General features: G+C 71.8%; 22 protein-coding genes. 14 read left to right on the top strand and 8 right to left on the bottom strand.

The features are described from left to right. Window positions 1-82 precede the first annotated feature (82 nt). The 6 genes from AB0C12_RS18700 to AB0C12_RS18675 all read left to right on the top strand — a co-directional run bounded on the left by AB0C12_RS18700 (window position 83) and on the right by AB0C12_RS18675 (window position 8,218). A complete protein-coding gene (locus AB0C12_RS18700) occupies window positions 83-790 on the top strand; it encodes a pyrimidine reductase family protein (RefSeq protein ID WP_360549480.1) in 708 nt (235 codons plus the stop codon). A 104-nt stretch (window positions 791-894) separates the two neighbouring features. Continuing rightward, complete coding sequence (locus AB0C12_RS18695) at window positions 895-2,646, top strand: ATP-binding protein (RefSeq protein ID WP_360549478.1); 1,752 nt, start codon at window positions 895-897, stop codon at window positions 2,644-2,646. A 52-nt stretch (window positions 2,647-2,698) separates the two neighbouring features. Further along, window positions 2,699-3,850: an exonuclease SbcCD subunit D gene (locus tag AB0C12_RS18690; RefSeq protein ID WP_360549476.1), complete on the top strand. Its 1,152-nt coding sequence runs from the start codon at window positions 2,699-2,701 to the stop codon at window positions 3,848-3,850. Continuing rightward, window positions 3,847-6,336 carry an SMC family ATPase gene (locus tag AB0C12_RS18685; RefSeq protein ID WP_360549474.1) on the top strand — a complete coding sequence of 830 codons (2,490 nt, stop codon included), beginning with the start codon at window positions 3,847-3,849 and terminating at the stop codon, window positions 6,334-6,336. Before AB0C12_RS18690 ends, AB0C12_RS18685 begins: the two co-directional genes overlap by 4 nt. Then, the gene (locus AB0C12_RS18680) at window positions 6,333-7,301 is read left to right on the top strand and encodes a hypothetical protein (RefSeq protein WP_360549472.1); all 969 of its coding nucleotides are present in this window, start codon (window positions 6,333-6,335) and stop codon (window positions 7,299-7,301) included. Before AB0C12_RS18685 ends, AB0C12_RS18680 begins: the two co-directional genes overlap by 4 nt. Before the next feature lie 206 nt (window positions 7,302-7,507). Beyond that, complete coding sequence (locus AB0C12_RS18675; RefSeq protein WP_360549470.1) at window positions 7,508-8,218, top strand: helix-turn-helix domain-containing protein; 711 nt, start codon at window positions 7,508-7,510, stop codon at window positions 8,216-8,218. Here AB0C12_RS18675 and AB0C12_RS18670 read toward each other — a convergent pair. Then, window positions 8,200-8,778 (bottom strand): dihydrofolate reductase family protein, encoded by a 579-nt coding sequence (locus AB0C12_RS18670; protein ID WP_360549468.1) that lies wholly within the window; start codon window positions 8,776-8,778, stop codon window positions 8,200-8,202. The two genes, AB0C12_RS18675 and AB0C12_RS18670, sit on opposite strands and share 19 nt — an antisense overlap. A 1,103-nt stretch (window positions 8,779-9,881) precedes the next feature. Between AB0C12_RS18670 and AB0C12_RS18665 the strand changes: the two genes are divergently transcribed. The 8 genes from AB0C12_RS18665 to AB0C12_RS18630 all read left to right on the top strand — a co-directional run bounded on the left by AB0C12_RS18665 (window position 9,882) and on the right by AB0C12_RS18630 (window position 17,507). Further along, window positions 9,882-10,559 (top strand): sigma-70 family RNA polymerase sigma factor, encoded by a 678-nt coding sequence (locus AB0C12_RS18665; protein WP_212987627.1) that lies wholly within the window; start codon window positions 9,882-9,884, stop codon window positions 10,557-10,559. Further along, window positions 10,556-11,332: a zf-HC2 domain-containing protein gene (locus AB0C12_RS18660; RefSeq protein WP_360549466.1), complete on the top strand. Its 777-nt coding sequence runs from the start codon at window positions 10,556-10,558 to the stop codon at window positions 11,330-11,332. The genes AB0C12_RS18665 and AB0C12_RS18660 overlap by 4 nt, the downstream gene beginning before the upstream one ends. Before the next feature lie 305 nt (window positions 11,333-11,637). Then, window positions 11,638-12,324 carry a hypothetical protein gene (locus AB0C12_RS18655; protein WP_360549464.1) on the top strand — a complete coding sequence of 229 codons (687 nt, stop codon included), beginning with the start codon at window positions 11,638-11,640 and terminating at the stop codon, window positions 12,322-12,324. A gap of 209 nt (window positions 12,325-12,533) precedes the next feature. After that, window positions 12,534-13,313: a DUF4142 domain-containing protein gene (locus tag AB0C12_RS18650; protein WP_360549462.1), complete on the top strand. Its 780-nt coding sequence runs from the start codon at window positions 12,534-12,536 to the stop codon at window positions 13,311-13,313. A gap of 102 nt (window positions 13,314-13,415) precedes the next feature. Continuing rightward, window positions 13,416-14,675, top strand: coding sequence for a Pecanex-like protein 1 (locus tag AB0C12_RS18645; protein WP_360549461.1), 1,260 nt, complete (start codon window positions 13,416-13,418; stop codon window positions 14,673-14,675). 428 nt (window positions 14,676-15,103) lie between these two features. Then, window positions 15,104-15,952: a DNA-3-methyladenine glycosylase 2 family protein gene (locus tag AB0C12_RS18640; protein WP_360550519.1), complete on the top strand. Its 849-nt coding sequence runs from the start codon at window positions 15,104-15,106 to the stop codon at window positions 15,950-15,952. A gap of 35 nt (window positions 15,953-15,987) precedes the next feature. Further along, a complete protein-coding gene (locus AB0C12_RS18635; protein ID WP_360549459.1) occupies window positions 15,988-16,749 on the top strand; it encodes an ROK family protein in 762 nt (253 codons plus the stop codon). Window positions 16,750-16,772: 23 nt separating this feature from the next. Further along, window positions 16,773-17,507 (top strand): HAD-IA family hydrolase, encoded by a 735-nt coding sequence (locus tag AB0C12_RS18630; protein ID WP_360549457.1) that lies wholly within the window; start codon window positions 16,773-16,775, stop codon window positions 17,505-17,507. A gap of 59 nt (window positions 17,508-17,566) precedes the next feature. Here AB0C12_RS18630 and AB0C12_RS18625 read toward each other — a convergent pair whose 3' ends face one another. From AB0C12_RS18625 to AB0C12_RS18595, 7 genes are all read right to left on the bottom strand, one after another. Beyond that, window positions 17,567-18,208, bottom strand: coding sequence for a GntR family transcriptional regulator (locus AB0C12_RS18625; protein ID WP_360549455.1), 642 nt, complete (start codon window positions 18,206-18,208; stop codon window positions 17,567-17,569). A 33-nt stretch (window positions 18,209-18,241) separates the two neighbouring features. Further along, entirely contained in the window at window positions 18,242-19,165 is a 924-nt protein-coding gene (locus AB0C12_RS18620) for a biotin-dependent carboxyltransferase family protein (protein WP_360549453.1), read from the bottom strand. Next, window positions 19,162-19,779: an allophanate hydrolase subunit 1 gene (locus AB0C12_RS18615; protein WP_360549451.1), complete on the bottom strand. Its 618-nt coding sequence runs from the start codon at window positions 19,777-19,779 to the stop codon at window positions 19,162-19,164. The genes AB0C12_RS18620 and AB0C12_RS18615 overlap by 4 nt, the downstream gene beginning before the upstream one ends. Continuing rightward, complete coding sequence (locus tag AB0C12_RS18610) at window positions 19,776-20,543, bottom strand: putative hydro-lyase (protein WP_360549449.1); 768 nt, start codon at window positions 20,541-20,543, stop codon at window positions 19,776-19,778. Before AB0C12_RS18610 ends, AB0C12_RS18615 begins: the two co-directional genes overlap by 4 nt. Then, complete coding sequence (locus tag AB0C12_RS18605) at window positions 20,540-21,301, bottom strand: 5-oxoprolinase subunit PxpA (protein WP_360549447.1); 762 nt, start codon at window positions 21,299-21,301, stop codon at window positions 20,540-20,542. The genes AB0C12_RS18610 and AB0C12_RS18605 overlap by 4 nt, the downstream gene beginning before the upstream one ends. 14 nt (window positions 21,302-21,315) lie before the next feature. Further along, entirely contained in the window at window positions 21,316-22,539 is a 1,224-nt protein-coding gene (locus tag AB0C12_RS18600; protein WP_360549445.1) for an NRAMP family divalent metal transporter, read from the bottom strand. Between the two features lie 92 nt (window positions 22,540-22,631). Further along, the gene (locus AB0C12_RS18595) at window positions 22,632-23,276 is read right to left on the bottom strand and encodes a 50S ribosomal protein L11 methyltransferase (RefSeq protein WP_360549443.1); all 645 of its coding nucleotides are present in this window, start codon (window positions 23,274-23,276) and stop codon (window positions 22,632-22,634) included. Window positions 23,277-23,310: the final 34 nt, after the last annotated feature.

Genomic DNA, 23,310 nt, shown 5'->3' with positions numbered 1-23,310 from the left:
AGGACTGCCGGGGCGGGTCGTGGTGCGACTGCCAGCACCGTCCCGTCGAGCCGACTCCGCCGGTCACGGGCCCGGCGTCACCGTGATCGACGTCCATGAGGCCGACCTGGTCGCCTGCTATCCGCGTCGCCCGGAGCCCACCCTGCGGGTGAATTTCGTGGCCAGCATCGACGGCGCCGTGACGGTGAACGGCAAGTCCGCCGGCCTCGGTGGCCCGGGCGACAAAATGATCTTCGACACACTGCGGATGCTCTGCGACGCCCTGGTTGTCGCGGCGGGCACGGTCCGCACCGAGAACTACGACGCGTTACGGCTGACCGGGCCGGCGCGGGAGTGGCGCCGGGCCCACGGCCTGAGCGAGTTCCCGCTCATGGTGGTCGTCTCGGGCTCTCTCGATCTGGACCCCGAGCAGCTCGTCTTCGCGGACGCCCCGATTCGGCCGCTGATCGTCACCCACGCCGGCGCGCCGGCCGACCGCCGGGCGGTCCTGGCTGAGGTGGCCGACATCATCACCGTGGGTGAGGAATCGGTCGATCTCGCCGCGGCGGTCCGCGAGCTGCACGCGCGGGGTGCGACCCAGCTGCTCTGCGAGGGCGGCCCGCACCTTCTCGGCGCGATGATCGCCGCCGATCTGGTCGACGAGCTGTGCCTGACGGTCTCACCCCGGCTGGTCGCCGGCGGTGCCGGCCGGATCGCGGCCGGGCCCGACGGCCCGCCGCGGGAGATGTCGCTGGCCGGCATCCTGGCCGACGGGGACATGCTTTTTCTCCGGTACGCCCGCAGCCGCTAGAAGTTGTGGACAAACCTGTGGACGACCCCTAGAAGTTGTGGACAACGCGTGCCAACCGACGTGCCGTCCGTCGTTTGTCATACGTCTGGTGCAACATGATCGGCGTGTCTGACGAAGTGGTCGAAGTAAGCGAACCGGTCGGGCGTGTCCTCGGCACTGCCGATGCCACCCCGTTGCAGTTCTGGACGGCGGTCACGCCGGGCAGCTACCTGCAGCTCGACGACGTCGTGGTGACCAAGCGTGAGTTGCCCGGCCGCGAGCCGGTGACGATCGCCGGCGTGGTGACCCAGGTCCGCGCCCGGCACGAGGGCGCGCAGTTCGACTCCGACGTCTTCGCCATCGCCGAGGGCACCCTGCCGGCCCTGGTGCAGGAGGCGGCCGAGATCACCACCACCCGGGTCGACCCGGAGCTCTACGTGCCGCCCGCACCCGGCGCCGTCGTGCACCGGGCCTCCGGCGCCGCGCGCGACGCGGCCCTGCACTTCGACCGGATGGAGCGGCGGGTCCCGATGGGCACCGGGCGCGACGGCGTGCCGGTCTTCCTCAACGCCGACTTCCTCGACGGCACCCGCGGCGCCCACGTGTCCATCTCCGGCATCTCGGGCGTGGCCACCAAGACCAGCTTCGCCACCTTCCTGCTCTACTCGGTGTTCCGGTCCGGGCAGCTCGGCGGCGACGCGGTCAACGCCCGCGCCCTGATCTTCAACGTCAAGGGCGAGGACCTGCTCTTCCTCGACCACCCCAACACCAAGCTCGACGAGGCCACCGAGGCGGCGTACGCGCGGCTCGGCCTGCCCGCAACCCCGTTCCCCGACGTGCGGGTCTACGCACCGCCGCGGGCGGATGACTCCTCCGGGGCGCCCGACGTGCAGAGCCGGCTCACCGGGGTCGACAGCTTCTACTGGACGCTCGAGGAGTTCTGCGCCAAGCGGCTGCTGCCGTACGTCTTCGCCGACGCCGACGACGAACGCCAGCAGTACACGATGGTGGTCCACTCGGTCACCGCGCACCTGGCCCGGCACGCGGTGCCCGCCGAGGGTGGCATCAGCATCGACGGCCGGCGGCTGTCGTCGTACGGCGACCTCGTGGACCACGTCGTCGACCAGCTCACCGACGACGAGACCCGGTCCACCTGGGCCGGCAGCGCGGTCAACATGGGCACGGTCAACGCGTTCGCCCGCCGGTTGATCGGCAGCAAGCGCGACCTGGCCCGGCTCATCCGCGGCGACCTGGCCGCCCGTCGCCCGCACCAGATCAAGACCGCCGAGAGCGCCCAGGTCACCGTCGTCGACCTGCACAACCTGCCGGACCGCGCCCAGCGGTTCGTGGTCGGCGTGACCCTCAAGACGGAGTTCGACGACAAGGAGAAGTCGGGCACCGGCCGTCCGCTGCTGTTCGTCGTGCTCGACGAGCTCAACAAGTACGCACCCCGCGAGGGCTCGTCGCCGATCAAGGAGGTGTTGCTCGACATCGCCGAGCGCGGCCGCTCGCTGGGCGTGATCCTGATCGGCGCGCAGCAGACCGCCAGCGAGGTGGAACGCCGGATCGTCACCAACTCGGCGATCCGCGTCGTCGGCCGCCTCGACCCGGCCGAGGCGTCCCGCCCGGAGTACGGCTTCCTGCCCCCGGCGATGCGCCAGCGGGCCCTGCTGGCCCGGCCCGGCACGATGTTCGTCAACCAGCCGGACATCCCCGTCCCACTGTGTGTCGAGTTCCCCTTCCCGGCCTGGGCCACCCGCAAGTCCGAGTCAGGACCGCCCCCGGCAGCCACGATGCGCTCGATAGTGCAGGGGGTCGACCCGTTCGCGGTGGTCGGTGGCCGCGGCGGTTCGTCCGACGACGACATCCCGTTCTAGCCTTCCAGGGCGCCTCCGGCGCACGTCCACACCAACGGCGAAAGATAGTGCGATGCGCATCTTGCACACATCCGACTGGCACGTCGGAAAGGTTCTGAAGGGCCGGACCCGGCACGAGGAACACATCAAGGTGCTCGGCCAGGTCGTGGAGATCGCCCGGGCCGAGCAGCCCGACCTCGTGATCATCGCCGGTGACCTCTACGACACGGCCGCGCCCTCGCCGGACGCCGTCCGCGTGGTGACCCGGGCGCTGTCCGCGCTGCGGCAGACCGGCGCCACGGTGATCGCGATCGGCGGCAACCACGACAACGGCCAGGCGCTGGACGCGCTGCGCCCGTGGGCCGAGGCGGCCGGGATCACGCTGCGCGGGTCCGTCCGCGACAAGCCCGACGACCTGATCCTGACCGGGACGACCGCCGGCGGTGAGCGCTGGCGGCTGGCCGCGCTGCCGTTCCTCTCCCAGCGCTACGCGATCCGCGCCGTGGAGATGTACGAGCTGACCGCGGCCGAGGCCAGCCAGACGTACGCCGACCACATCGCTCGGCTGATCGCCCGGCTCGCGGAGGACTTCGGCGAGCCCGGCGTGGTCAACCTGCTCACCGCCCACCTGACCGTGGTCGGCGCCAGCGCCGGTGGCGGCGAGCGCGAGGCCCACACCGTCATGGGGTACGCGGTCCCGGCCACCGTCTTCCCGCCCGGCACGCACTACGTCGCCCTGGGCCACCTGCACCGTTCCCAGGCGGTCATCGGCCCCTGCCCGGTGCGTTACAGCGGCAGCCCGCTCGCCGTCGACTTCGGCGAGGAGGAGAACATCAGCTCTGTCGCGATCGTGGACGTCTCGGCCGAGAAGGCGGCCAAAGTCCGCGATGTGCCCGTGACCTCGGCCAGGACGCTGCGCACGGTGCGCGGCTCACTCGACCAGCTCGCCACGGTGAACCTTCCGGATGCCTGGCTGCGTGTATTCGTCCGTGAGACGCCACGGGTCGGGCTGCGCGAGGACGTCCAGGAGCTCCTGCCCAACGCCCTGGAGGTGCGCATCGATCCGGACATGGTCCCCGACCGGGCCGGGGAGCGGATGGCGCAGCGCGCCGGGCGCAGCCCCCGCCAGCTCTTCGGCGACTATCTGGACAATCGCGGCAACGCCGAGGAAGGCGTCCGGGAACTCTTCGACGAGCTCTACGACGAGGTGAGCACCCACTCATGAGGCCGCTACGGCTCGACATGGCCGGTTTCACGGTCTTCCGGGAGGAGACCACGGTCGACTTCACCGACGCGGACTATTTCGCGCTGGTGGGGCCGACCGGCTCGGGGAAGTCCACGGTGCTCGACGGCATCTGCTTCGCCCTCTACGGCAGCGTGCCCCGCTGGGGCGGCAGCCGCGGCATCGGCAACGCGCTGGCGCCCTCGGCCACCGAGGCCCGGGTGCGGCTCGTCTTCGAGTCCGCCGGTTCCCGCTACGTGGCGACCCGGGTGGTGCGCCGCGACGGCCGGGGCAACGTCAAGACGGCCGGCGCGGGCCTGCAGCTCATGCCGCCGGGCTTCGACGTGACCCGGCTCGACACCGGGATGAGCCTGGAGGACCTCGGCGATGTGCTCGCCGGGACCCCGGCCGAGATGGACAGTGCGATCGTCGAGGCCGTCGGGCTGCCGTACGAGCAGTTCACCAGCTGCGTGATCCTGCCCCAGGGCCAGTTCGCCGACTTCCTGCACGCCAAGCCGGCCACCCGCCAGCAGATCCTGGTCAACCTGCTCGGCCTGCACGTCTACGAGGAGGTCCAGGCCAAGGCCTCGACCCGCGCGACGAAGGCGGAGGCCCAGCTGGCCACCCTCGACCAGCTGCTGGCCGGCCTGACCGACGCCGACGACGAGGCGGTCGACGCCGCCGAGACCCGCCTGACCGCGATGCGCGAGCTGACCCGGGCCGTCGAGCAGGCGGTGCCCCAGCTCAGCGTCGTCCGGGCCCGCGAGACCGAGCTGGCCGCGGCCCGCGACGCGATCGCCGGCGAGCTGGCCGTGCTCGCCCGGGTCAGGATGCCGGCCGGCAGCGCCAAGGTCGCCGAGGCCGCGGCCGCCGCCCGGGCCGGCGCCGAGCAGGCGGCGGCGGGCGTGCGCGCGGCCGAGGAGCGCGAAGAAAAGGTACGGGGTGAGCTGGCCGCCGCCGGTGACGCGGGCTCGCTCGGTCTGCTGCTGGACCGCCACCTCGAACTGGACAGGCTGACCGGCCAGGCGGAGTGGTTCGCGGGCGAGGTCTCCGTGGCCGAGGTCGAATACCAGGACGCCGTGGCGGCCGCCGACCTGGCCCGGGCCGCGCACACCGGCGCCGAGCAGCTGCTGGAGCAGGCCCGCCTGGAATACGCCGAGGCCCAGACCCTGGACCGCGCGGCCGCTCTGCGGGCGCACCTGACGGCCGGTCACGACTGCCCGGTGTGCGCCCAGCCGGTGACCGAGGTACCACCGATGCCGGAGGGCTCGGCGGTCCAGGCCGCCGAGCGCACGGGCAAGGCGGCCCGGGCGGCGGCAGACGTGGCGTCGACGGCGTTCAAGCAGCGCGACGCCGTGGCCCGGGAGCTCGAGCGCGGCCTCGACCGCAAGCGTGCCCAGCTGGAGCAGCACCGGTCCCGGCTCACCGAGGTGCGCGCCGCGCTGGCCGACTCGCCCGGCGTCGACGCCCTGCGCCGGCAGCTGGAGGAGCTCACCAAACTGCAGAAGAAGCTCGACCACGCCGGTGCGGCGGTCCGCGAGGCCCGCGACACCCAGCGGCGGGCGCACGCGGCGGTCGCGGCGGCCGACGAGCAGCAGCGTACGGCCTGGCGTTCGTTCGACACGGTCCGCGACGCGGTGGCCCGGTTCTCGCCCCCGCCGGCCGACCGGGACGACCTCGCCGCGGCCTGGTCCACGCTGGTCGAGTGGGCGCGCACGTCCGCCCAGGAGCGGGAGGAAGCCCGCGCCGAGGCCGCGGCGGCGGTCGAGGCCGCGCACGCGGAGACCCAGCAGGCCCGCGCGGCCGTGCTGACCCTGTTCACCGACGCCGGGCTTCATGCGCCCTCCGGCGGTGCCGACGCCGACCTCATCCGGGCCGCCGCGGTGGCCGCCGAACGGGCCGAGGCGGCGTGGCAGCGGCTGGTCGACCGCCGCGAGCAGGCCAGGGAGCTCGCCGAGCAGCGCGCCACCCTGCTGCGCGACGGCCGGGTGGCCAAGGCCCTGGCCGGTCACCTGCGGGCCAACAACTTCGAGCGCTGGCTGCTCGAGGAGGCACTGGATCTGCTCGTCGACGGCGCGTCGCGGATCCTGCGCGAGCTGACCGGGGGACAGTACGACCTGATGCACGACAAGGGTGAGTTCTTCGTCATCGACCACCACGACGCGGGCCTGCGGCGCGGGGTCCGCACCCTGTCCGGCGGCGAGACGTTCCAGGCGTCCCTCGCGCTGGCGCTCGCCCTCTCCGAGCAACTGGCCGGCATGTCGACGACGGCGGCCAGCCTGGAGTCGATCGTGCTCGACGAGGGCTTCGGCACCCTGGACGCGGCGACGCTGGACGTGGTGGCGGCGACCCTGGAAAACCTGGCCGCCCGCGGGGACCGGATGGTCGGGGTGGTCACCCACGTCAACGCGCTGGCGGAACGCGTACCGGTGCGGTTCGAGGTGCACAAGGACGCCCGTACGGCTCATGTGGAAAGGGTTGGTCTGTGACGCGGATGTTCGTCGACGCCTGGGATCCGTCGTACGGGGCGTCGTTCGAGGGCGACTCGTCGGACGGCCCGGCGTCGCCCAGCAGCGCGCAGGTCGACACGGACGTCGAGGTGCCCGCCGACCAGTGGGCCCCGATCGACGTCTCGTCCCGGGTCCGCTGCCCCGACGTGGTGTTCCTCGTCGACGGCGTCCGCCGCAACGATGCCGGCCTCTGGACGGCCGAGGAGGACGGCCTGTCGTACGCCGGCCTGGCCGCCTCGTACGCCGCCGGCGTAGTGCGCTGCGACCTCCGCAACGGCATCGCGGAGCTCGCCGGAGCACGCGTGGCCCGAGGTCTGTTCACCGCCTCGCCGAGCGCGGAGGACCTCCAAGCAGGCTCGGTCCGCTACGAAGTGCACCGGGTCAGCGGCACCGGCGAGGCGAGCAAGCTGCCGGCCGCGGTCCAGGCGCCCCTGACCGCCCTGGAGATCGACATCTCCGGCGCGGCCCGCGACGGCGGCTCGGACGGCGCGGACCTGCTGGTGGTGGACGGCCCGTTGCGCAACAGGAGGCAGCTGCCCCGCACGATCGGCTATGTGAAGACGCAGCAGAAGCAGTACCTGCCTGCGGCACTGACCGCCGTGGTGACCTCACTGCGGCCGACCCAGCGCACACCGGTCTTCCAGCTGGGCACGGTATGGGGCGGCTGGTCCTGGTATCTCAGGTTGCCGGGGGCCTCGGGAGCGCCGTGGTCGGGCATCGTGCGGATCGAGTGCTCCCCGGACCTGACCCCGGCCGAGGCGATCGAGCTGGCGGATCTGTCGTCCGCGACTCTGCCGAGGTTCGCCTCATCGTCCTACAAGGACCCTCGCGCACCGCAGAATCTGGTGCCGATCGCGGGGCTGGAGCGGCGCCTGCGGGGGATGCTGGGTGACGCGCGGGTGCTGCACCGCGCCCTGACCCTGGCCACCGCCCGGAGCCGCTGACCTCGCCGCCTGCTGAATCCGCCACGCGCTGATCGCGCCGGCTGGCTGGCTGGCTCGCCGCTTGCCGTGCCGCTGGCTGGGCGCGTGGGCTGCGGCTGATCGCGTTGTGTTGCCTACTGTGCCGCTGGCTGGGCGCGCTGCCCGCCACGGGCTGGTCTCCGCTGCGTGCTGACCACACCCGCGGCCGGGCAGCGTATCTTCTGCCCGTGGGACTGCGGTTCGAGACGCGACGGTCCGACTCTCCGTGGGTCGACGCCGTGTGGACCTGCGCGAGCGAGCAGGTCACCGCGATGACGTCCGTCGCCGGGGTGCGCTGGGGCCTGGTGTTCTGGACGCAGGCCGGCCAGGCATATGCGGGTATCACCGGTCCGGAGACCCGGACCGGCACGGCGCCCGTGCCGGAGGGCGCGATCTTCACGGGTATCGAGTTCGCCGTCGGCACCTCGTTGCGGGCCGTGCCCACGCCGGCGCTGATCGACGGTGGTATCGAGCTTCCCGACACCACCCGCCGGACGTTCCGGCTGGACGGCGCGCGCTGGGAGACGCCCGGCCCCGACGACGCTGAGGCCCTCGTCGCGCGTCTTGTCCGGGCCGGGATCGTGGTCCGGGACCCGCTCGTCGCCGACGTGCTGCGTGGTCACCGCCCGGACGTCTCTGAGCGTACGGTCGAACGCCGGTTCCGCGCCGCGACCGGAATGACCCGGGGCGCGGTCCGGCAGATCGAGCGGGCCCGCACAGCGGCGGAGCTGCTGGCGGCCGGCGACCCGGCCGCCGAGGTCGTCGCCAAGCTCGACTACTTCGACGAGCCACACCTGGCCCGGGCACTGCGCTCCTACGTCGGACGCACCGCTAGGCAGCTGCGCGAGGGCGACGGCGGTGCGATCGCCCTCGACCTGGATCAGCGCTTGACGTCGTAGACCAGCTTGAGGATCCCGTTCGAGTAGCTCTCCGACTCCCGCAGCGTGAGCATGTGCTTGTCCCGGTCGGCCCGGCCGAACAAGCTCTTCCCGCCACCGAGCAGCACGGGAAAGACGAGCAGGTGGTACCGGTCGATCAGGCCCGCGTCCGACAACCGCCGAGCCAGCTCCGCGCTCCCGTGGATGAAGATCGCGCCGCCTTCGCCCCGCTTGAGCTCGGCGACATCCTCGGTCGAGTGCAGGACCGTCGTCGGACCCCATCCGTCGACCAGGGCGTCGTCGGTCAGCGTGCTCGACACGACGAACTTGGGCAGGTCCTTGTAAGCGGCGTGGTCGTCGGAACCGGGCCAGACCGGCGCGAACGCCTGGTAGCTGCGGCGGCCGAACATCAGCGCCGTGGTGTCGGCGAGTTCCTCACCCTTCAGCGACCAGGCCTCCGGGACGAACTCGAGGTCCTTGACCACCCAGCCGCCGCTGCGATGCTCCTCGCCCGGCCCGCCGCCGGGCGAGTCCACGACGCCGTCCAGCGACATGAAACCGGTGTAGACCAGGTCACGCATGGTGCTGTCTCCTCATGCTCGGGGGAGCGGTCGGATCCACGCTAGAACGCGGCCACGGCCGCCGTCTTGGACGGAAACGACAGCCATCCCGACCGGCTGCCCGGGCGGGCTGCAGCCTGACCGACCGGTACGGCGTGCGGCACCGAACCCACCGGCGCAGCTGGGCCGGATGGCCGAGGCCGCCCACTCCGCTGCCCGGGCTGGCGTGATGGTCGCGCCGCCGGGCTGGCGGCGGACCAGTTGGGCCGAACCCGGCGGTATGGCTGGAACCGCCCACTTCCGTCGCCCGAGGCTGAGGCGGCCCGGTCTGGCGCGACGGCCGAGGCCGCCCACTTCCGTCGCCCGAGGCTGGGGCGGCCCGGTCTGGCGCGATGGCCGAGGCCGCCCACTTCCGTCGCCCGAGGCTACGGCGGACCGGTCTGGCGCGATGGCCGAGGCCGCCCACTTCGTCGCCCGAGGCTACGGCGGACCGGTCTGGCGGGGACGGCCAAGGAAGCCCACTTCCGTTGAGCGGGGAGGGCGGCGGTCCGGTTGCGGCCGGGCATGCCGGGACCGCTCACTTCGCTGTCCCGGGGCCGGCGGCGGTTCGGTTCGGCCAGGCCCGGGCAGGGCAGGGCAGCCCGAACGCCGCGGAAACGTCCGGTGGGCGATTCGGAATCTTTGTGAGTTTTCCGGGACGCACAGGCCGCTGACCGTTCGCGCCCCCATCCTGGCGGACCGGTCGGTTTACGCTGGCCACGCGGCCCGGCACTGCCCGCACCAGACCCCACCCCCGCCCAGCCTCTTGGCCAAATGCCAACAGCCGGTGAGGGCACCCGCACCCGCCGCGACCAAGAGCCGCCTCCGGCGAGCCGATGGCGGACTCCGCGTCTGTCGTCCTCACCGGCTTGCTGAGTATTATTCGCGTGCCCCCGAGTACATATCGGTGTCTATGCATGAAAGTCGCGCCCCCTCGTGGCTTGGACCCGGAGGAATCTCTTGCAACTGCGCCTCGCTGCCGGCCGGCCCCTCGGGCTTCCGGAAATTTTCCCGTTCGCTTTGATCCCGGCCGGTGTTCCGAGCCGTATGACAGGCGACGGGGAAAGCACCGGCTGGAGGATTCGATGCATGCGTTGGTCATGGAGCGGCTCACGCCGGACAGGGTGTGCGCGATGACGCAGCAGCGGTCCGGTGGTAGGTGGCAGGCTCTCGACGGAGGCCGTGGTGCGGACAATGATGATGCCGTGATTCCACGACAGGCCCGGCACGGGGCTGCGTCGGAGACGGCGAGCCACGAGGACACGCTTGTCCGCATGCTCTACGAGGAGCACGCGGGTCCCCTGCTGATGTTCGTGCTGCGGCTCACCGGCGGCGACCGGCAGCGGGCCGAGGACATCGTGCAGGAGACGCTCCTGCGGGCCTGGCGCAACGCGCACCGGCTCGGTGCCCAGGGCCAGCAGTCGTTGCGTCCGTGGCTGGTCACCGTCGCCCGGCGCATCGCCATCGACGATCACCGCAGCGTGAGCGCCCGGCCACCGGAGACGTACGACCGGGAGCTGGAGAGTTTTCCCAGCACCGCCGACGACACCGACCGCGTGTTGCAGCTCATGACCGTGACCGACGCGCTCCGTACGCTCAGCCAGTCGCACCGTGAGATCCTGGTCGAGACGTACTTCCGCGGCAAGACTGTTCCGGAGGCGGCCGAGGTTCTCGGCCTGCCGCTGGGCACTGCCAAGTCTCGTGTGTACTACGCCCTGCGGGCCCTGCGTACGGCCTTGCAGCAGCGGGGGGTGACGGAATGACCCAGGAACAACACTTCGACGTCGCGTCGTACGCGCTGGGCGTGCTCGACGAGCGTGACGCCTCCCGCTTCGAGGATCACCTGATCGACTGCCCGGCCTGCGCCATCGAGCTCGAGTCGCTGCTGCCGGTCGTGGACATCCTCTCGGACGTGGACGCGGACGCCCTGGTGGCGACCGAGCAGTCGCGCCGGGACGGCCTGATGCTCAAGACGATGATCGGTGAGGTGAAGCGGGAGCGTCGCCGGGCCAACAGCCGGCGGCTCTACTCGCTGGCCGCGGCGGTCGTGGTCTTCGCGATGCTCTCCATCGGCGCGCTCTTCGCCGGGGGCCAGTGGCTCGGCAACTCCGACCCGCAGAACCCGAACCAGCAGGCCCGGTCGAGCAAGCAGCTCGATCCGCTGCCGGCCGCCGAGGGCGGCACCGGTATCGGTGGGCCGGACCTGGTGGGCGAGCGGATCGGCGGCACGGATCCGCGCAGCGGGGTCAGCGCCGACGTGGGCCTGGAGGCCAAGGACTGGGGCACCCAGGTGTCGTTCGCGGTCTCCAACATCAAGGGTCCGCTGACCTGCCGGCTCGTCGTGGTCCGGCGGGACGGCGCCTCGGAGGTGCTGTCGTCCTGGAAGGTCGGCGACAAGGGCTGGGGCACGGCCGCGCAGCCCGAGCCGCTGCTGCTGCAGGCCGTCACGGCACTGCCGCGGGCGGACATCGCCTTCCTGCAGATCCAGTCGGTGGACGACAAGGGCGGCACGGAGACCCTGGTCCGCGTGCCCTGATCCGAGACAACTTTGTGCAGCCCGGCCGCGTCAGCGCGGCCGGGCTTCGCTGTTTCCGGGCGGGGCAAAAATGAATGAGGCTCGTCGCGCAATTACTGATTGCTAATAGGCCCGGCACGCTGTGCGACAAAGGTGCAGGTGGGCCACTCAATCACGTATCGCGCCGGCGTTCGGTTCAATCCAAATTCAGAGAAATTGATTGGCCCGATTCTTCAACCGCCGGCGGCGCCGGCGCGTACTACAGCCCGAACACGGAGATCGACGATCCCAGTTGGAGGGCACCAGTGGTACCGGAGAAGCGGAAGTTGAAGGTCGTCGGCGCCTCTATCGCGGCGGCGTTCGTGCTGACCGGTTGCGCCCCGGCGGGACTGGACAACGCCAGCGACTACGGCGCGGAGCCGGCGGCCAACGCTGTCGACGCGACCGCCACCCCGAATCCCACCGCGGAGCCGGACGGTGACGCCCCCGAGGGTGACGAGGCCGACGCCCCGGAGCTCAGCGAGGACGAGGTCACCTCCGAGCTGACCGCGGCCAAGGTCAAGCGGATGGGCGAGACGGTCCAGAACGAGGACGGCTTCGTGCTGTACCGCTTCGACGACGACAAGGTGAAGCCCGAGGTCGTCTCCGAGTGCAACGGTGACTGCGCCAAGGTGTGGCCGCCCGCGGTCATCAACAAGGGTGAGAAGCCCAAGCTGAAGGGCGTCGACGCGGACAAGGTCGGCACCGTGACCCGCGAGGACGGCACGCTCCAGCTGACCATCGACAAGTGGCCGGTGTACACCTACATCGGCGACAAGAAGGCCGGTCAGTGGAAGGGCCAGAACGTCGGCAAGAAGTGGTTCGTCATCACTCCCGAAGGCAAGAAGAACCTGACCTGCCTCCCGGCCCCGTCCAAGGCTGTCGCACCGCCCGCGGACGACGAGGAAGAGGGCGGCAGCGACTCGTCCGGTGACGCCGGCAGCGCGGAGTCAGGCTCCGACTACAGCTACTGATCGACCTGTACGGGTGGCGGCCGGTCGACGTCCACGGCGTCGGCCGGCCACCACCGCGAAAGACCGGAACCGCTATAAGTCTTCGTTAATTCGGGCCTAAATACATCGCATCGGCGGGCCCGCCACGAAACGCTTCTCGTAGCGTTTCGCTCGATCGGCCGACAGGCCACCGAAATTGTTTACCCGAATCGTTGTCGGAGGTGTGAAAGATGATTGCCGCCCGCTCCTCGCGCCGGCTGCACCGCTGGCTGGTGGGCGTCCTGGCAATGGTCCTGACGGTCCTGCTGGCGCCGGCCGGAATGGCCCGTGCCGCGGAACCCGGCCCCGTACCGGTCCCGCCGGAGAACATCGGTTCCAACAAGGGCGGCACTGCCAGCGCGGCCGACCGTGACTTCGTCATCAAGGTCCGCCTGGCCGGTCTGTGGGAGATCCCGGCGGGCAACATGGCCGTGGAGAAGTCCGAGAACCCGGATATCAAGAAGATCGGCCGCTCCATCTCCGCCCAGCATGTCGTGCTGGACAAGCTCGACATCGCGGTCGCCAAGAAGCTGGGCATCGCACTGCCGAACCAGCCGAACAGCGACCAGCAGGGCTGGCTCAACGAGATGAAGAACGCGCCGTCGTCCGAGGTCTTCGATCAGGTTTACATCGACCGGCTGCGCGCCGCGCACGGCAAGATCTTCCCCGCCATCGCGACCATCCGGGCCAGCACGCGCAACGACGCGGTCCGCAAGCTGGCGCAGCAGACGAACCAGTTCGTGATGACCCACATGACGTTGCTGGAAGGTAGCGGCATCGTCGACTACGGCGCGCTGCCGACGGCGGCGGCGCCGGCCGACAACGGCCCGGTTCCGGTCGACAACGCGATGCTCGCAGCCGCGGGCGCCGGCGGTGTACCGGGCGTGAACACCTCGGTCATCCTCCTCGTTCTCGCCGGTGCCCTCGTGGCCGGTGTGATCACCACCATGCGCATCTTCCGGACGCGATAGCCCGCGGACGGTCCGACCTGGCCAGCCGACCAGGCCGTACGGCATCACCCCCAGGCGGCTGCTCCACCGCCCGCCACGTGTGCGACAGAGAAAGGTGTCACCATGCGAAGGTCGCAGTACCGGCGCGAATCCTCGAAATCAAAGTGGTTCACCGGTCGGCGCCGGATCATCGCCGCGGTAGCCACCCTGGTTGCCTTCGGCGGCATTGTCACCGTCACGCAGGTCTCGGACGCGAGCACGAAGCGTTCCACCCAGCGTGCTCTGGCCGCCTGTAACAACATCCAGGCTCCGAAGTCGTCGAAGTTGTCGACCAAGACCAAGAAGGGCACCTACACCACCAACGGTGGCAAGGTGACCCAGCACGCGGACGACGGCGCGGGCGACGTGCCGACGACCGCGCAGATGCGGGCCCGCTGCCGGCAGTGGGTCATGCAGAACGCCGGCAACAACAGCGGCGGCGGCAACAACAACGGCGGCAACAACAACGGCGGCGCCGCGTCCCCGGCCCCCTCGGCCAGCAACGGCACCAACGCCGGCGAGGGCGGCAACACCGGTGGCAACAACAACGGTGGCAACAACGGCGGTGGCAACAACAACGGTGGCAACAACAACGGTGGCAACAACGGCGGCGGCGCGACCCCGCCCCCGGGCGCTGGTCTGGGCATCCTGGCCAACAGCTGTGACGGCAGCCAGCTGACCGCGCACGACGGCTTCCAGAACGGCAACCGTTGTGTCTCGACCGAGTTCGGTGAGGTCGGCGCGCAGGAGAACAACCCGTCGCTGCTGATCACCGAGGCGCCCACCGAGGTCGCCCCGAACACGCCGTTCACCCTCAAGGTGAGCACCCGCAACCTGATCCGCGACCGCTTCCTCGCGGCCGGCCAGGGCGGGTACTACGTGGAGAGCTCGGTCCTGCAGGACGGCATCGTCCGGGGTCACTTCCACACCGCCTGCCGCATGCTGGCCAGCACCAACGAGGCTCCCGACCCGGCTCCGGTCCCCGCGTTCTTCGTGGCGACCGAGGACAAGCAGGGTGGCCGCGCCCCCGACACCGTGACCATCCAGGTCGCCGGGTTGCCGACCGAGGGCGATGCACAGTGCGCCTCGTGGGCCGGTGACGGTTCGCACCGCATTCCGATGATGCAGCGCGCCAACCAGACCCCCGCCTTCGACGCGGTGCGCATCCGGGTCGGCGGCGGCGGCAACCAGGACCAGGGCGACCAGGACCAGGGTGACCAGAACCAGGGCGGCGACCAGAACCAGGGTGGCGACCAGAACCAGGGCGGTCAGCAGGATCAGGGTGGCCAGCAGGGTGGCAACAACAACGGCCAGAACCGGAACGGCCAGAACCAGAACAACTGAGTACGGAGCCCTGCCGCACCGGGACCGAACCCCGCGGGGCGCGCCACCTGAGGTGACGCCGCCCCGCGAGGGACCCCCCATCGGGACCGGCCGCCGTCCACCCCCCTGAGGACGGCAAGACCTGCGGCAGGCGGTTCGGGTAAGGAATCGGCTGACGAAAGGAGGCGCGGGACCGCTCGAGCCGAGCTACGCAGCTCCGCTACCGGGTGACGCGGACCGACTCGGGTGTCCGCCAACCCGCACCGATGGCCCTGACCAGGAGCGCGGTCAGGGCCATCGGCATGTCCGCGCCCGGGACGGTCGGCCGGGCGGCCGGAAGTGACCCGGCGCGCGGAAGGTGGCCCGGGCGGCCGGATGGTGGCACAGTGTCCCGGGTGACGACGACGCGCCGGCTGCAGCTGCCGGACGGCTACCACTTCACCCGTACGGTGCGGTCCCTGCTCGTCGTCCGCTACGACCCCTGCGGCACGTTCGACGACCGCGACTTCTGGCTCTCCGCGCGTACCCCTGAGGGTCCTGGCTCTTTGCATCTCGCCCGGGCCGGCGCGGAGCTCACCGCGACCGGGCACGGGCCCGGCGCGGCCTGGCTGGTCGATCGCGCGGACGCGATCGCCGGCCTGCGCGACGACCTCGGCGACTTCCCGGCCCGGGCGGCCGCGCACCCGGTGGTCGCGCGGCTGGCCAGGACCTTTTCGGGGGTACGTTTCCCCGCCACCGGCCAGGTTTTCCACCGGCTGCTCCGGGCGATCCTGGAGCAGAAAGTGACCGGCATCGAGGCACACCGGGCGTACCGGGCGATCGTCAAGCACTTCGGCGAGCCGGCGCCGGGCCCGGCCGGGCTGGTGCTGCCGCCCGACCCGCAGGCCGTCGCCGCGACGCCGTACTGGACCTTCCATCCCTTCGGCGTCGAGCAGCGCCGCACCCAGGCTCTGCAACGGGCGGCCGTGGTCGCCGCCCGGCTGGAGCAGTGCGCCGACAGCGCCGAGGCCACCCGCCGGCTCACCGCGATCCCGGGCATCGGCCCGTGGACGGCGGCCGAGGTGGTCCGCACCACGTACGGCGACGCGGACGCGGTGAGCGTCGGCGACTTCCACATCCCCAACACGGTGGCCTGGGCGCTGGCCGGCGAGGCCCGCGGCACCGACGCCCGGATGCTGGAGCTGCTGGAGCCGTACGCCGGGCACCGCGGGCGGGTGTGCGACCTGCTCGCGGCCGGCGGGATCAGCGCCCCCAAGTTCGGCCCGCGGATGCCCATCCGATCGTTCGCGAGGTTCTGACTGTCATCCGCCGGACGCACGTTGCACACTGGGGCGTGGCTTTCACGTTGACGATCGACTGCGGCGGCGGTGGCATCAAGGGGTCGGTGCTCGACGAGGCCGGCACGATGCGCGCCCAGCCGTTGCGTGTCCCGACGCCGTATCCGCTGCCCCCCGACCTGTTCGTCAAGATGCTGGTCGAGCTGGGCGAACGGCTGCCGTCCGCGGACCGGGTGACCGTCGGGATGCCCGGCATGCTGCGCCATGGGGTGGTGGTCGCGACGCCGCACTACGTGACCCGCAGCGGCCCCCGGACGAAGGTGGATCCGGAGCTGGTCGACGCCTGGCACGGTTTCGACGCGCGGACCGCGCTGGCCGAGGCGTTCGGGCTGCCCACGCTGGTGCTCAACGACGCCGAGGTGCACGGCGCCGGGGTGGTCGCCGGCACCGGCTGCGAGCTGATCCTGACCCTGGGCACCGGGCTGGGCTGCGCGCTGTTCGACGGTGGCCAGCTCGCCCCGCACCTGGAGATGTCGCAGGCGCCGGTGCGGTGGGGGATGAGTTACGACACGTACATCGGCGAGCACGAGCGGCGCCGGCTCGGTGACGCGCTCTGGTCCCGGCGGGTCCGCAACGTGGTGGAGGGGCTGCGCCCGGTGTTCCTCTGGGACCGCATCTACCTGGGCGGCGGCAACTCGCGGCTGATCACGCCGACCCAGCTCGCCCGGATGGGCGACGACGTCGTGGTGGTGCCCAACACCGCCGGCATCGTCGGCGGGGTGCGCGCGTGGACGCTGCGGGCGGACGGCGGCCGATAGGTTCGCCTCGATAGGTTGGCAGCATGCTGAGCGTTCCGGCCGCCCTGCTTCTCGACTTCGGTGGTGTGCTCGCCGACGCCCCGCCGCAGGATCCGGCGCCACCCGAGCTGGTGCTGCGGCTCTACAACGTGACCGACGGGGTGCTGACGCCCGGGGAGATCAACCGGTCGCTGACCGCCGGGCATCACGCGTACGCGCGGTGGCGGGACGAGGACCATCCCGATGAGCTCGGGCAGGCCGAGGTCTGGCAGCGTTTCGTCACCGGGGACTGGCCGCGGCGGGCTCAGGACGCCGTACGCATGCATGCCACGAAGCTCAGCTACGACTGGGCCTGGCGTTCGACGTGGGCCCTGCGCCCGGGCATCCCGGAGGCGTTGCGGGCAGCCCGCGCCGCGGAGCTGCCGATGGCCGTCGTCAGCAACACACTGTGCGGGGCCGCGCACCGTGACTTCCTCACCAAGGCCGGCATCGGCGGTCTCTTCGGGGTGCAGATCTACAGCGACGAGGCGGGCGTCCGCAAGCCGAACCCGGAGATGATCTGGCGCGCCGCCCGCGACCTCGGGGTACGCGCGGAGAAGTGCTGGTTCGTCGGGGACAGCCGCCGGCGTGACGTCGTGTGTGCCCGGCGGGCCGACGCCGCGGCGGCCATCCTGATGCGGTCGGCACGCACCGACCGTGAGGACCCGGCCGCCTTCCCGGAGCCGGACGCCGTGGTCGAGGACGGCTTCGGCCTGCGTGACCTGCTGCCTGCGCGCTGAGACAGTGCGCGCTGAGACAGTGCGCGCTGAGACATGGCGCGCTGAGGCAGCCGGCCGGCTCAGGGCAGGTGGCCCAGGACCACGCGTTCGGAGGTGAGCAGGTAGTCGCGCAGCAGCGCCGCCGCCTCGCGGGCCTGGCCGTCCTCGTAGGTCGTGGCGATCTCGTCGTTCATCGCGACGAACGGCCGGTGCAGCGCTTCGATGTTCGGCGCGGCGGCGAAGGCCAGCCGCAGCTCGGCGGTCAGCTGGCGCATCCAGCCGTCCAGCCGCGGACTGCCGGCCAGCGCCACGATCTGCTCGTGGAAGTGCATGTTGGCCGTGCCCACCGCGCGCCAGTCACCGGCCGCGACCCCGCGCCGGGCCTCGTCGACCGCGGCCCGCATTCCGGCGGCGCGGGGCGGATCTGTCGGGGCCTGCTCCAGCGCCGAGCATTCCAGCAGGACGCGTACCCGGTAGATGTCCGCGATCTGCGCCGAGCTCAGGGTGGCCACGAAGACGCCCCGGTGCGGCCGGCGGACCAGCAGCCCCTCCTCGACCAGCGTCGAGAAAGCCTCCCGCAGCGTGTTGCGGGAGACGCCCAGCGGACCGGTCAGCGAGGACTCGGACAGCCGGGTGCCCGGCGCCAGCTCGCCGTTGATCATCGAACTGCGCAGCTGCTCCACCGCCCGGGCCGCGGAGCCGGGCTTCTCCACCGTTGTCACCAGGTCAGTCAACCAGCCGCCGGAGCCGGCCGGTCACGCGGGCGCGACCACGAACCGCAGCCGGGCGCCCGGACGGGCCTGCGCGGCGCGGTCGGCGGCGGCCGGGGTGAGCACGGCGATCACCGGATAGCCGCCGGTCACCGGGTGATCGGCCTGGAAGACGATCGGGTGCCCGTCCGGCGGCACCTGCACCGAGCCACGGACCACGCCTTCGCTGGGTAGCTCGTCGGTGCGGGCGCGGGCCAGCACGGGCCCGTCCAGTCGCAGACCGACCGAGTCGCTGCTCGGGGAGACGGTGAATTCCGCACTGAGGAACGTCTGGATCGCCTCCGCGGTGAACCAGTCGTCCCGCGGTCCGAGGTCCACCTCCAGCGGCCCATCCGCATCCGCCGGCCCGCCCACACCCTCGGCCAAGGGGGAGGGAGTGCCGGACGGCGAGGCAGTGGAGGGCAGGGCTGCGAGGGACGGCGAGGTGGTGCGGGGAGAAGGCGTGGCCGGGGCCGGGCCGATCGGGAGGGTGTCGCCGACGGCCGGTTTGGCCGGGCCGATCCCCGCGAGCCGGTCGGTCGAGCGCGAATCCAGGACCGCCGGCACAGCCAGACCCCCGCGCACGGCCAGATAACTACGCAGTCCCCGCCGGGGCATGGTCACCGTCACCTCGGCGCCGGCCGGGACGCTGACGACCTCCTCGACCGCGGTCCGCGTACCGTCCACAGTGAGCACCGCGTCCGTACCGGTCAGCGCCACCGTCGCCGGTTCGTCGAAGCGGACCCGCAGGCCGCCGAGGGTGCACTCCAGCACCGCAGCTCCGCGCGGGTTGCCGACCAGCGCGTTCGCCCGCGCGTACGCGCCGCGGTCCACCGCCCCGGAGGGCGCCACCCCCTGCCCGGCGTGCCCGGGCCGGCCCTCGTCCTTGATCACCGTCAGCGGCCCGGTGCGCAGGATGGTCAGGGTCATCGGTCCACCGCCTTGAAGATCACCTCGACGCCGGGGACCAGCAGAGCCGGCTCGGGCCGGTCCAGGTCCCACATGCGTTCCGAGGTGCTGCCGATCAGTTGCCAGCCGCCCGGGCTGTCGCTGGGGTAGACGCCCGAGAAGCGGCCCGCCAGCCCGACCGAGCCGGCTGGGATCCGGGTGCGGGGCGAGTCGCGCCGGGGCACGTCGAGCCGGGGGTCGCCGCCGGTGAGGTAGCCGAAGCCGGGGACGAAACCCGCGAAGGCCACCGTCCACCGCGAACCCGTGTGCAGCTCGACCACCTCGTCGGGGCTGAGCCCGGTGCGTTCGGCCACCTCGGCGAGGTCAGGGCCGTCGTAGCGCACCGGTATCTCCACAGTGCCGCTCCCGGCCTCGCGCCGGGCGTCGAGGCGCAGGCCCGCGGTGGCCTCCCGCACGGCCGCCGGTGAGGTGACCGCCGGATCGATCTTGATCAGCACCGTGCGGGCGGCCGGCACCAGGTCGACCACGCCGGGCAGGGCGGCCGACCGCAGCGCGGCGTAGAGGGCCAGGGCCGCGTCGAGGTCGTCGACCTCGACCAGCAGCGCCTCGCGGCCGCAGCGGAGAAAACTCGTCATCGCTCATATTCCGTGTCGGGGACGTCGGTCACGAACATGTGCCCGGGCGCGTGGGTGATCGCGTACGGCACCTGGGAGGCCATCACGGCCGCCTGCGGGGTGACGCCGCAGGCCCAGAACACCGGGACCTCACCCGGGCGGATCTCCACCGGCTCGCCGAAGTCGGGCCGGTCCAGGTCGGTGAGGCCGAGCCCGGCCGGGTCACCGATGTGCACCGGGGCGCCGTGCACGGCCGGGAAGCGCGCGCTGATCGTGACGGCCTCGGCCACCCGCTCCGCGGGGATGGGCCGCATCGAGACGACGAGCTCCCCGCGCATCCGCCCGGCCGGTCGGCAGTTCCGGGAGGTACGGAACATCGGCACGTTGCGGCCGGTGGAGATGTGCCGCACGTCGATGCCGGCGGCGATCAGTGACGCCTCGAAGCTGAAACTGCACCCGATCAGGAACGCCACCAGGTCGTCCCGCCACGCGGCGGTGGCGTCCGGTACCTCCTCGACGAGCCGGCCGTCCCGCCAGATCCGGTACAGCGGCAGGTCGGTGCGCAGGTCGGCGCCCTCGGCCAGCACGGTGGCCGGTGAGCCCGGGTCGCTGACGTCCAGCACCGGGCACGGCTTGGGGTTGCGCTGGGCGTACAGCAGCATGTCCCAGGCCCAGTCGCGGGGCACGGCGATCAGGTTGGCCTGGGCCACGCCGGGGGCCAGGCCGGCGGTCTGGCGGACCAGCCCGGCCCGGAACATGGCCCGCAGATCGGCGGCCGGCTTCACGAGCCGGTCCCGGCGAACGCGGTGATCGGCACTCCGGCAGCGGAGATCGCTTCGTGGACCGCCCGGGCCATCGCGACCGCGCCCGGCGAGTCACCGTGCACGCAGATCGAATCGGCCTCCACCTTGATCACCGAGCCGTCCACCGCGATCAGGGTCCGGTCCGTGACCAGCCGCAGCATCCGTTCCGCCACCTGGGCCGGGTCGTGCAACAACGCGCCGGGCTCGCGCCGCGGGACCAGCGTTCCGTCCGGGTGGTACCCGCGGTCGGCGAAGGCCTCGCGGACGGTGGTCAGCCCGGCCTCCTCGGCCAGGTGCAGGAAGACCGAGCCGGGCAGGCCGAGTACGGGCAGGTCCGGGTCGTACCGGCGGACGGCTTCGACCACGGCGGCGGCCTGCTGCTCGTGGCGCACGATCGAGTTGTAGAGCGCGCCGTGCGGCTTGACGTAGAGCACCCGGTCGCCGGCCGCCCGGGCCAGCCCGTCCAGGGCGCCGAGCTGATAGATCACGTCCGCGGTCAGGTCGGCGCTGTCGTAGTCGATGAAGCGCCGGCCGAAGCCGGCGAGATCCCGGTAGCCGACCTGGGCGCCGATCACGACGCCCTTGGAGACGGCCCGTTCGCAGGTGGCCAGCAGGGTCCGCGGGTCGCCGGCGTGGAAGCCGCAGGCGATGTTGGCGCTGCTCACCACGTCGAGCATGGCGTTGTCGTCGCCGAGCTGCCAGGTGCCGAAGCCCTCGCCGAGGTCGCTGTTGAGATCCATCATTCCTCCTGGGCTCAGCCGGCGAGATAGTCGAAGATCGAGCGGGCCGAGGTGATGCCCATGTACCAGGTCAGCGCCGCGACGACCGCGCCGAGGACGAGCAGCCACATCGGGTACGCGTACCCCCGCAGCAGTTCGCGCCGGCGCCAGGCGGCGTACAGCAGGATGGTGAACCCGATCGGCAGGATCAGCCCGTTGAACCCGCCGGCGAAGACCAGCAGGGCCGACGGCGCCGTACCGATCAGCAGGAAGATGGTCGTGGTGACGGCGATGAACGCGACCGTCGCCCAGGACCGGGGGCGTGGTTCGCTGAAGCGCTGGGAGAAGGCGTCGAAGAACGACACCGAGGTGAACGCCGCGCCGACCACCGAGGTGATGGCCGCCGCCCAGAGGATCACGCCGAACGCCCGCAGCCCGAACTCGCCGGCCGCCGACTCGAAGGCCTGCGCGGTCGCGTTGCCCTTGGTGTTGAGCACGACGCCGCTGCTGACCACGCCGAGGATGGCCAGGAAGAGCAGGAAGCGCATGAGGCCGGTGACGGCGATGCCGGTCAGCGCGCCCCGGGTGACCTCGCGGGCGTGCTCGGGGCCGGTGGTGCCGCTGTCCAGCAGCCGGTGCGCACCGGAGTAGGTGATGTAGCCGCCGACCGTGCCGCCGATGATCGTGGTGATCGCGGCGAAGTCGATCTCGTCGGGCAGCACCGTCTGGCGCAGCGCCTCGCCGACCGGTGGGTCCGAGACGATCGCGACGTACACGGTCAGCAGGATCATCAGGACGCCGAGCCCGATGAGCAGCCGGTCCATCGCCATCCCGGCCCGCTTGACCAGGAAGATGGAGATCGCGATCAGCGCGCTGATCAGGCCGCCGAGCTTCGGGTCCAGGCCCAGGGCGGCGTTCAGGCCGAGTCCCGAGCCGGCCACGTTGCCGATGTTGAAGACCAGGCCACCGAGGATGACCAGCGCCGCGAGCAGATGGCCGGCGCCCGGCACGACGGCGTTGGCGAGCTCGTGCGCCCGCTTGCCGCTGATCGAGACGATCCGCCAGATGTTCATCTGGACGACGAAGTCCACCAGGATCGACATCAAGATGCCGAACGCGAACGCGGCGCCCAGGGCCGCCGTGAAAGTGGTGGTCTGGGTGATGAAGCCGGGGCCGATCGCGCTGGTCGCCATCAGGAAGATGGCACCGATCAGGGCGGTCCGGCGGGTACGGGCGGGGCTGGGCGTCTGCGTGGTCATGGGCGCTCCTCGGATCGGGGTAGTTCGATGGAGGCACCCCTGACGGTAGGGATTGTTCAACGATCCCACAAGAGTTGTTGAACAATCCGCGATTACCGGCTCGTGAAATCCACCTGCCACACGCTGGTCCGCCGGACCGGCACCGACTCCAACGCCTCCAGGACGGGCACCTCGTACGTCGTCCGCCGGATCATCCCGTCGACCGGCAGGTACGCCCGCCCCGGATCCCCGACCAGCACCAACGCCCCGCGCCCGGCCGCGCGCCGCAGGAACGGCAGCACCCGCCCGGCCATCTCCCGGCTGTAGAACACGTCGCCGGCCAGGATCACGTCGGCGTCCGGATACCCGCTCGCGAGCAGATCACCCTCCACCAGCCGGATCGGCACACCGTTGGCCTCGGCGTTGGCCTCGGCGGCGGCCAGCGAGAGCGGATCGATGTCGTTGGCCGTCACCGTGCGGGCCCCGGCGCGGGCCGCCGCCACCGCGACCAGGCCCGAACCGGTCGCCAGGTCCAGCACCGCCCGTCCGCTGACCAGGTCGGGCTCGTCGAGCACGTGCCGCGCCAGGGCCTGGCCCCCGGCCCAGGCGAACGCCCAGAACGGCGGCGGCTGCTCGGCGCCGGCCGCCTCGGTGCGCTCCCAGAGCTCGATCGGCTCCTCGGCCTGGTACAGCACCAGTTCAGGGAGGAAGGGCAGGGGCGCGAGCCGCGTGTTGGCGCGGACGAAGTCGGTGGACACGTACTGATTCTGCTCAGTTGCTCCGGTGCGGGAC

The organism is Actinoplanes sp. NPDC048967, assembly GCF_040649415.1.
In the GTDB taxonomy this organism is placed as follows: Bacteria; Actinomycetota; Actinomycetes; order Mycobacteriales; family Micromonosporaceae; genus Actinoplanes.
This window is presented reverse-complemented; position numbering and strand designations above follow the sequence as displayed.

What these genes read in the sequence shown, in the direction of transcription:
- AB0C12_RS18690 (WP_360549476.1), top strand. Translation starts at nt 2,699, where the DNA reads ATGCGCATCTTGCACACATCCGACTGGCACGTCGGAAAGGTTCTGAAG.
- AB0C12_RS18685 (WP_360549474.1), top strand. Translation starts at nt 3,847, where the DNA reads ATGAGGCCGCTACGGCTCGACATGGCCGGTTTCACGGTCTTCCGGGAG.
- AB0C12_RS18670 (WP_360549468.1), bottom strand. Translation starts at nt 8,778, where the DNA reads ATGCGTGACCTGGTCTACACCGGTTTCATGTCGCTGGACGGCGTCGTG.
- AB0C12_RS18665 (WP_212987627.1), top strand. Translation starts at nt 9,882, where the DNA reads ATGCATGCGTTGGTCATGGAGCGGCTCACGCCGGACAGGGTGTGCGCG.
- AB0C12_RS18660 (WP_360549466.1), top strand. Translation starts at nt 10,556, where the DNA reads ATGACCCAGGAACAACACTTCGACGTCGCGTCGTACGCGCTGGGCGTG.
- AB0C12_RS18650 (WP_360549462.1), top strand. Translation starts at nt 12,534, where the DNA reads ATGATTGCCGCCCGCTCCTCGCGCCGGCTGCACCGCTGGCTGGTGGGC.
- AB0C12_RS18645 (WP_360549461.1), top strand. Translation starts at nt 13,416, where the DNA reads ATGCGAAGGTCGCAGTACCGGCGCGAATCCTCGAAATCAAAGTGGTTC.
- AB0C12_RS18630 (WP_360549457.1), top strand. Translation starts at nt 16,773, where the DNA reads ATGCTGAGCGTTCCGGCCGCCCTGCTTCTCGACTTCGGTGGTGTGCTC.
- AB0C12_RS18620 (WP_360549453.1), bottom strand. Translation starts at nt 19,165, where the DNA reads ATGACCCTGACCATCCTGCGCACCGGGCCGCTGACGGTGATCAAGGAC.
- AB0C12_RS18615 (WP_360549451.1), bottom strand. Translation starts at nt 19,779, where the DNA reads ATGACGAGTTTTCTCCGCTGCGGCCGCGAGGCGCTGCTGGTCGAGGTC.
- AB0C12_RS18605 (WP_360549447.1), bottom strand. Translation starts at nt 21,301, where the DNA reads ATGGATCTCAACAGCGACCTCGGCGAGGGCTTCGGCACCTGGCAGCTC.
- AB0C12_RS18600 (WP_360549445.1), bottom strand. Translation starts at nt 22,539, where the DNA reads ATGACCACGCAGACGCCCAGCCCCGCCCGTACCCGCCGGACCGCCCTG.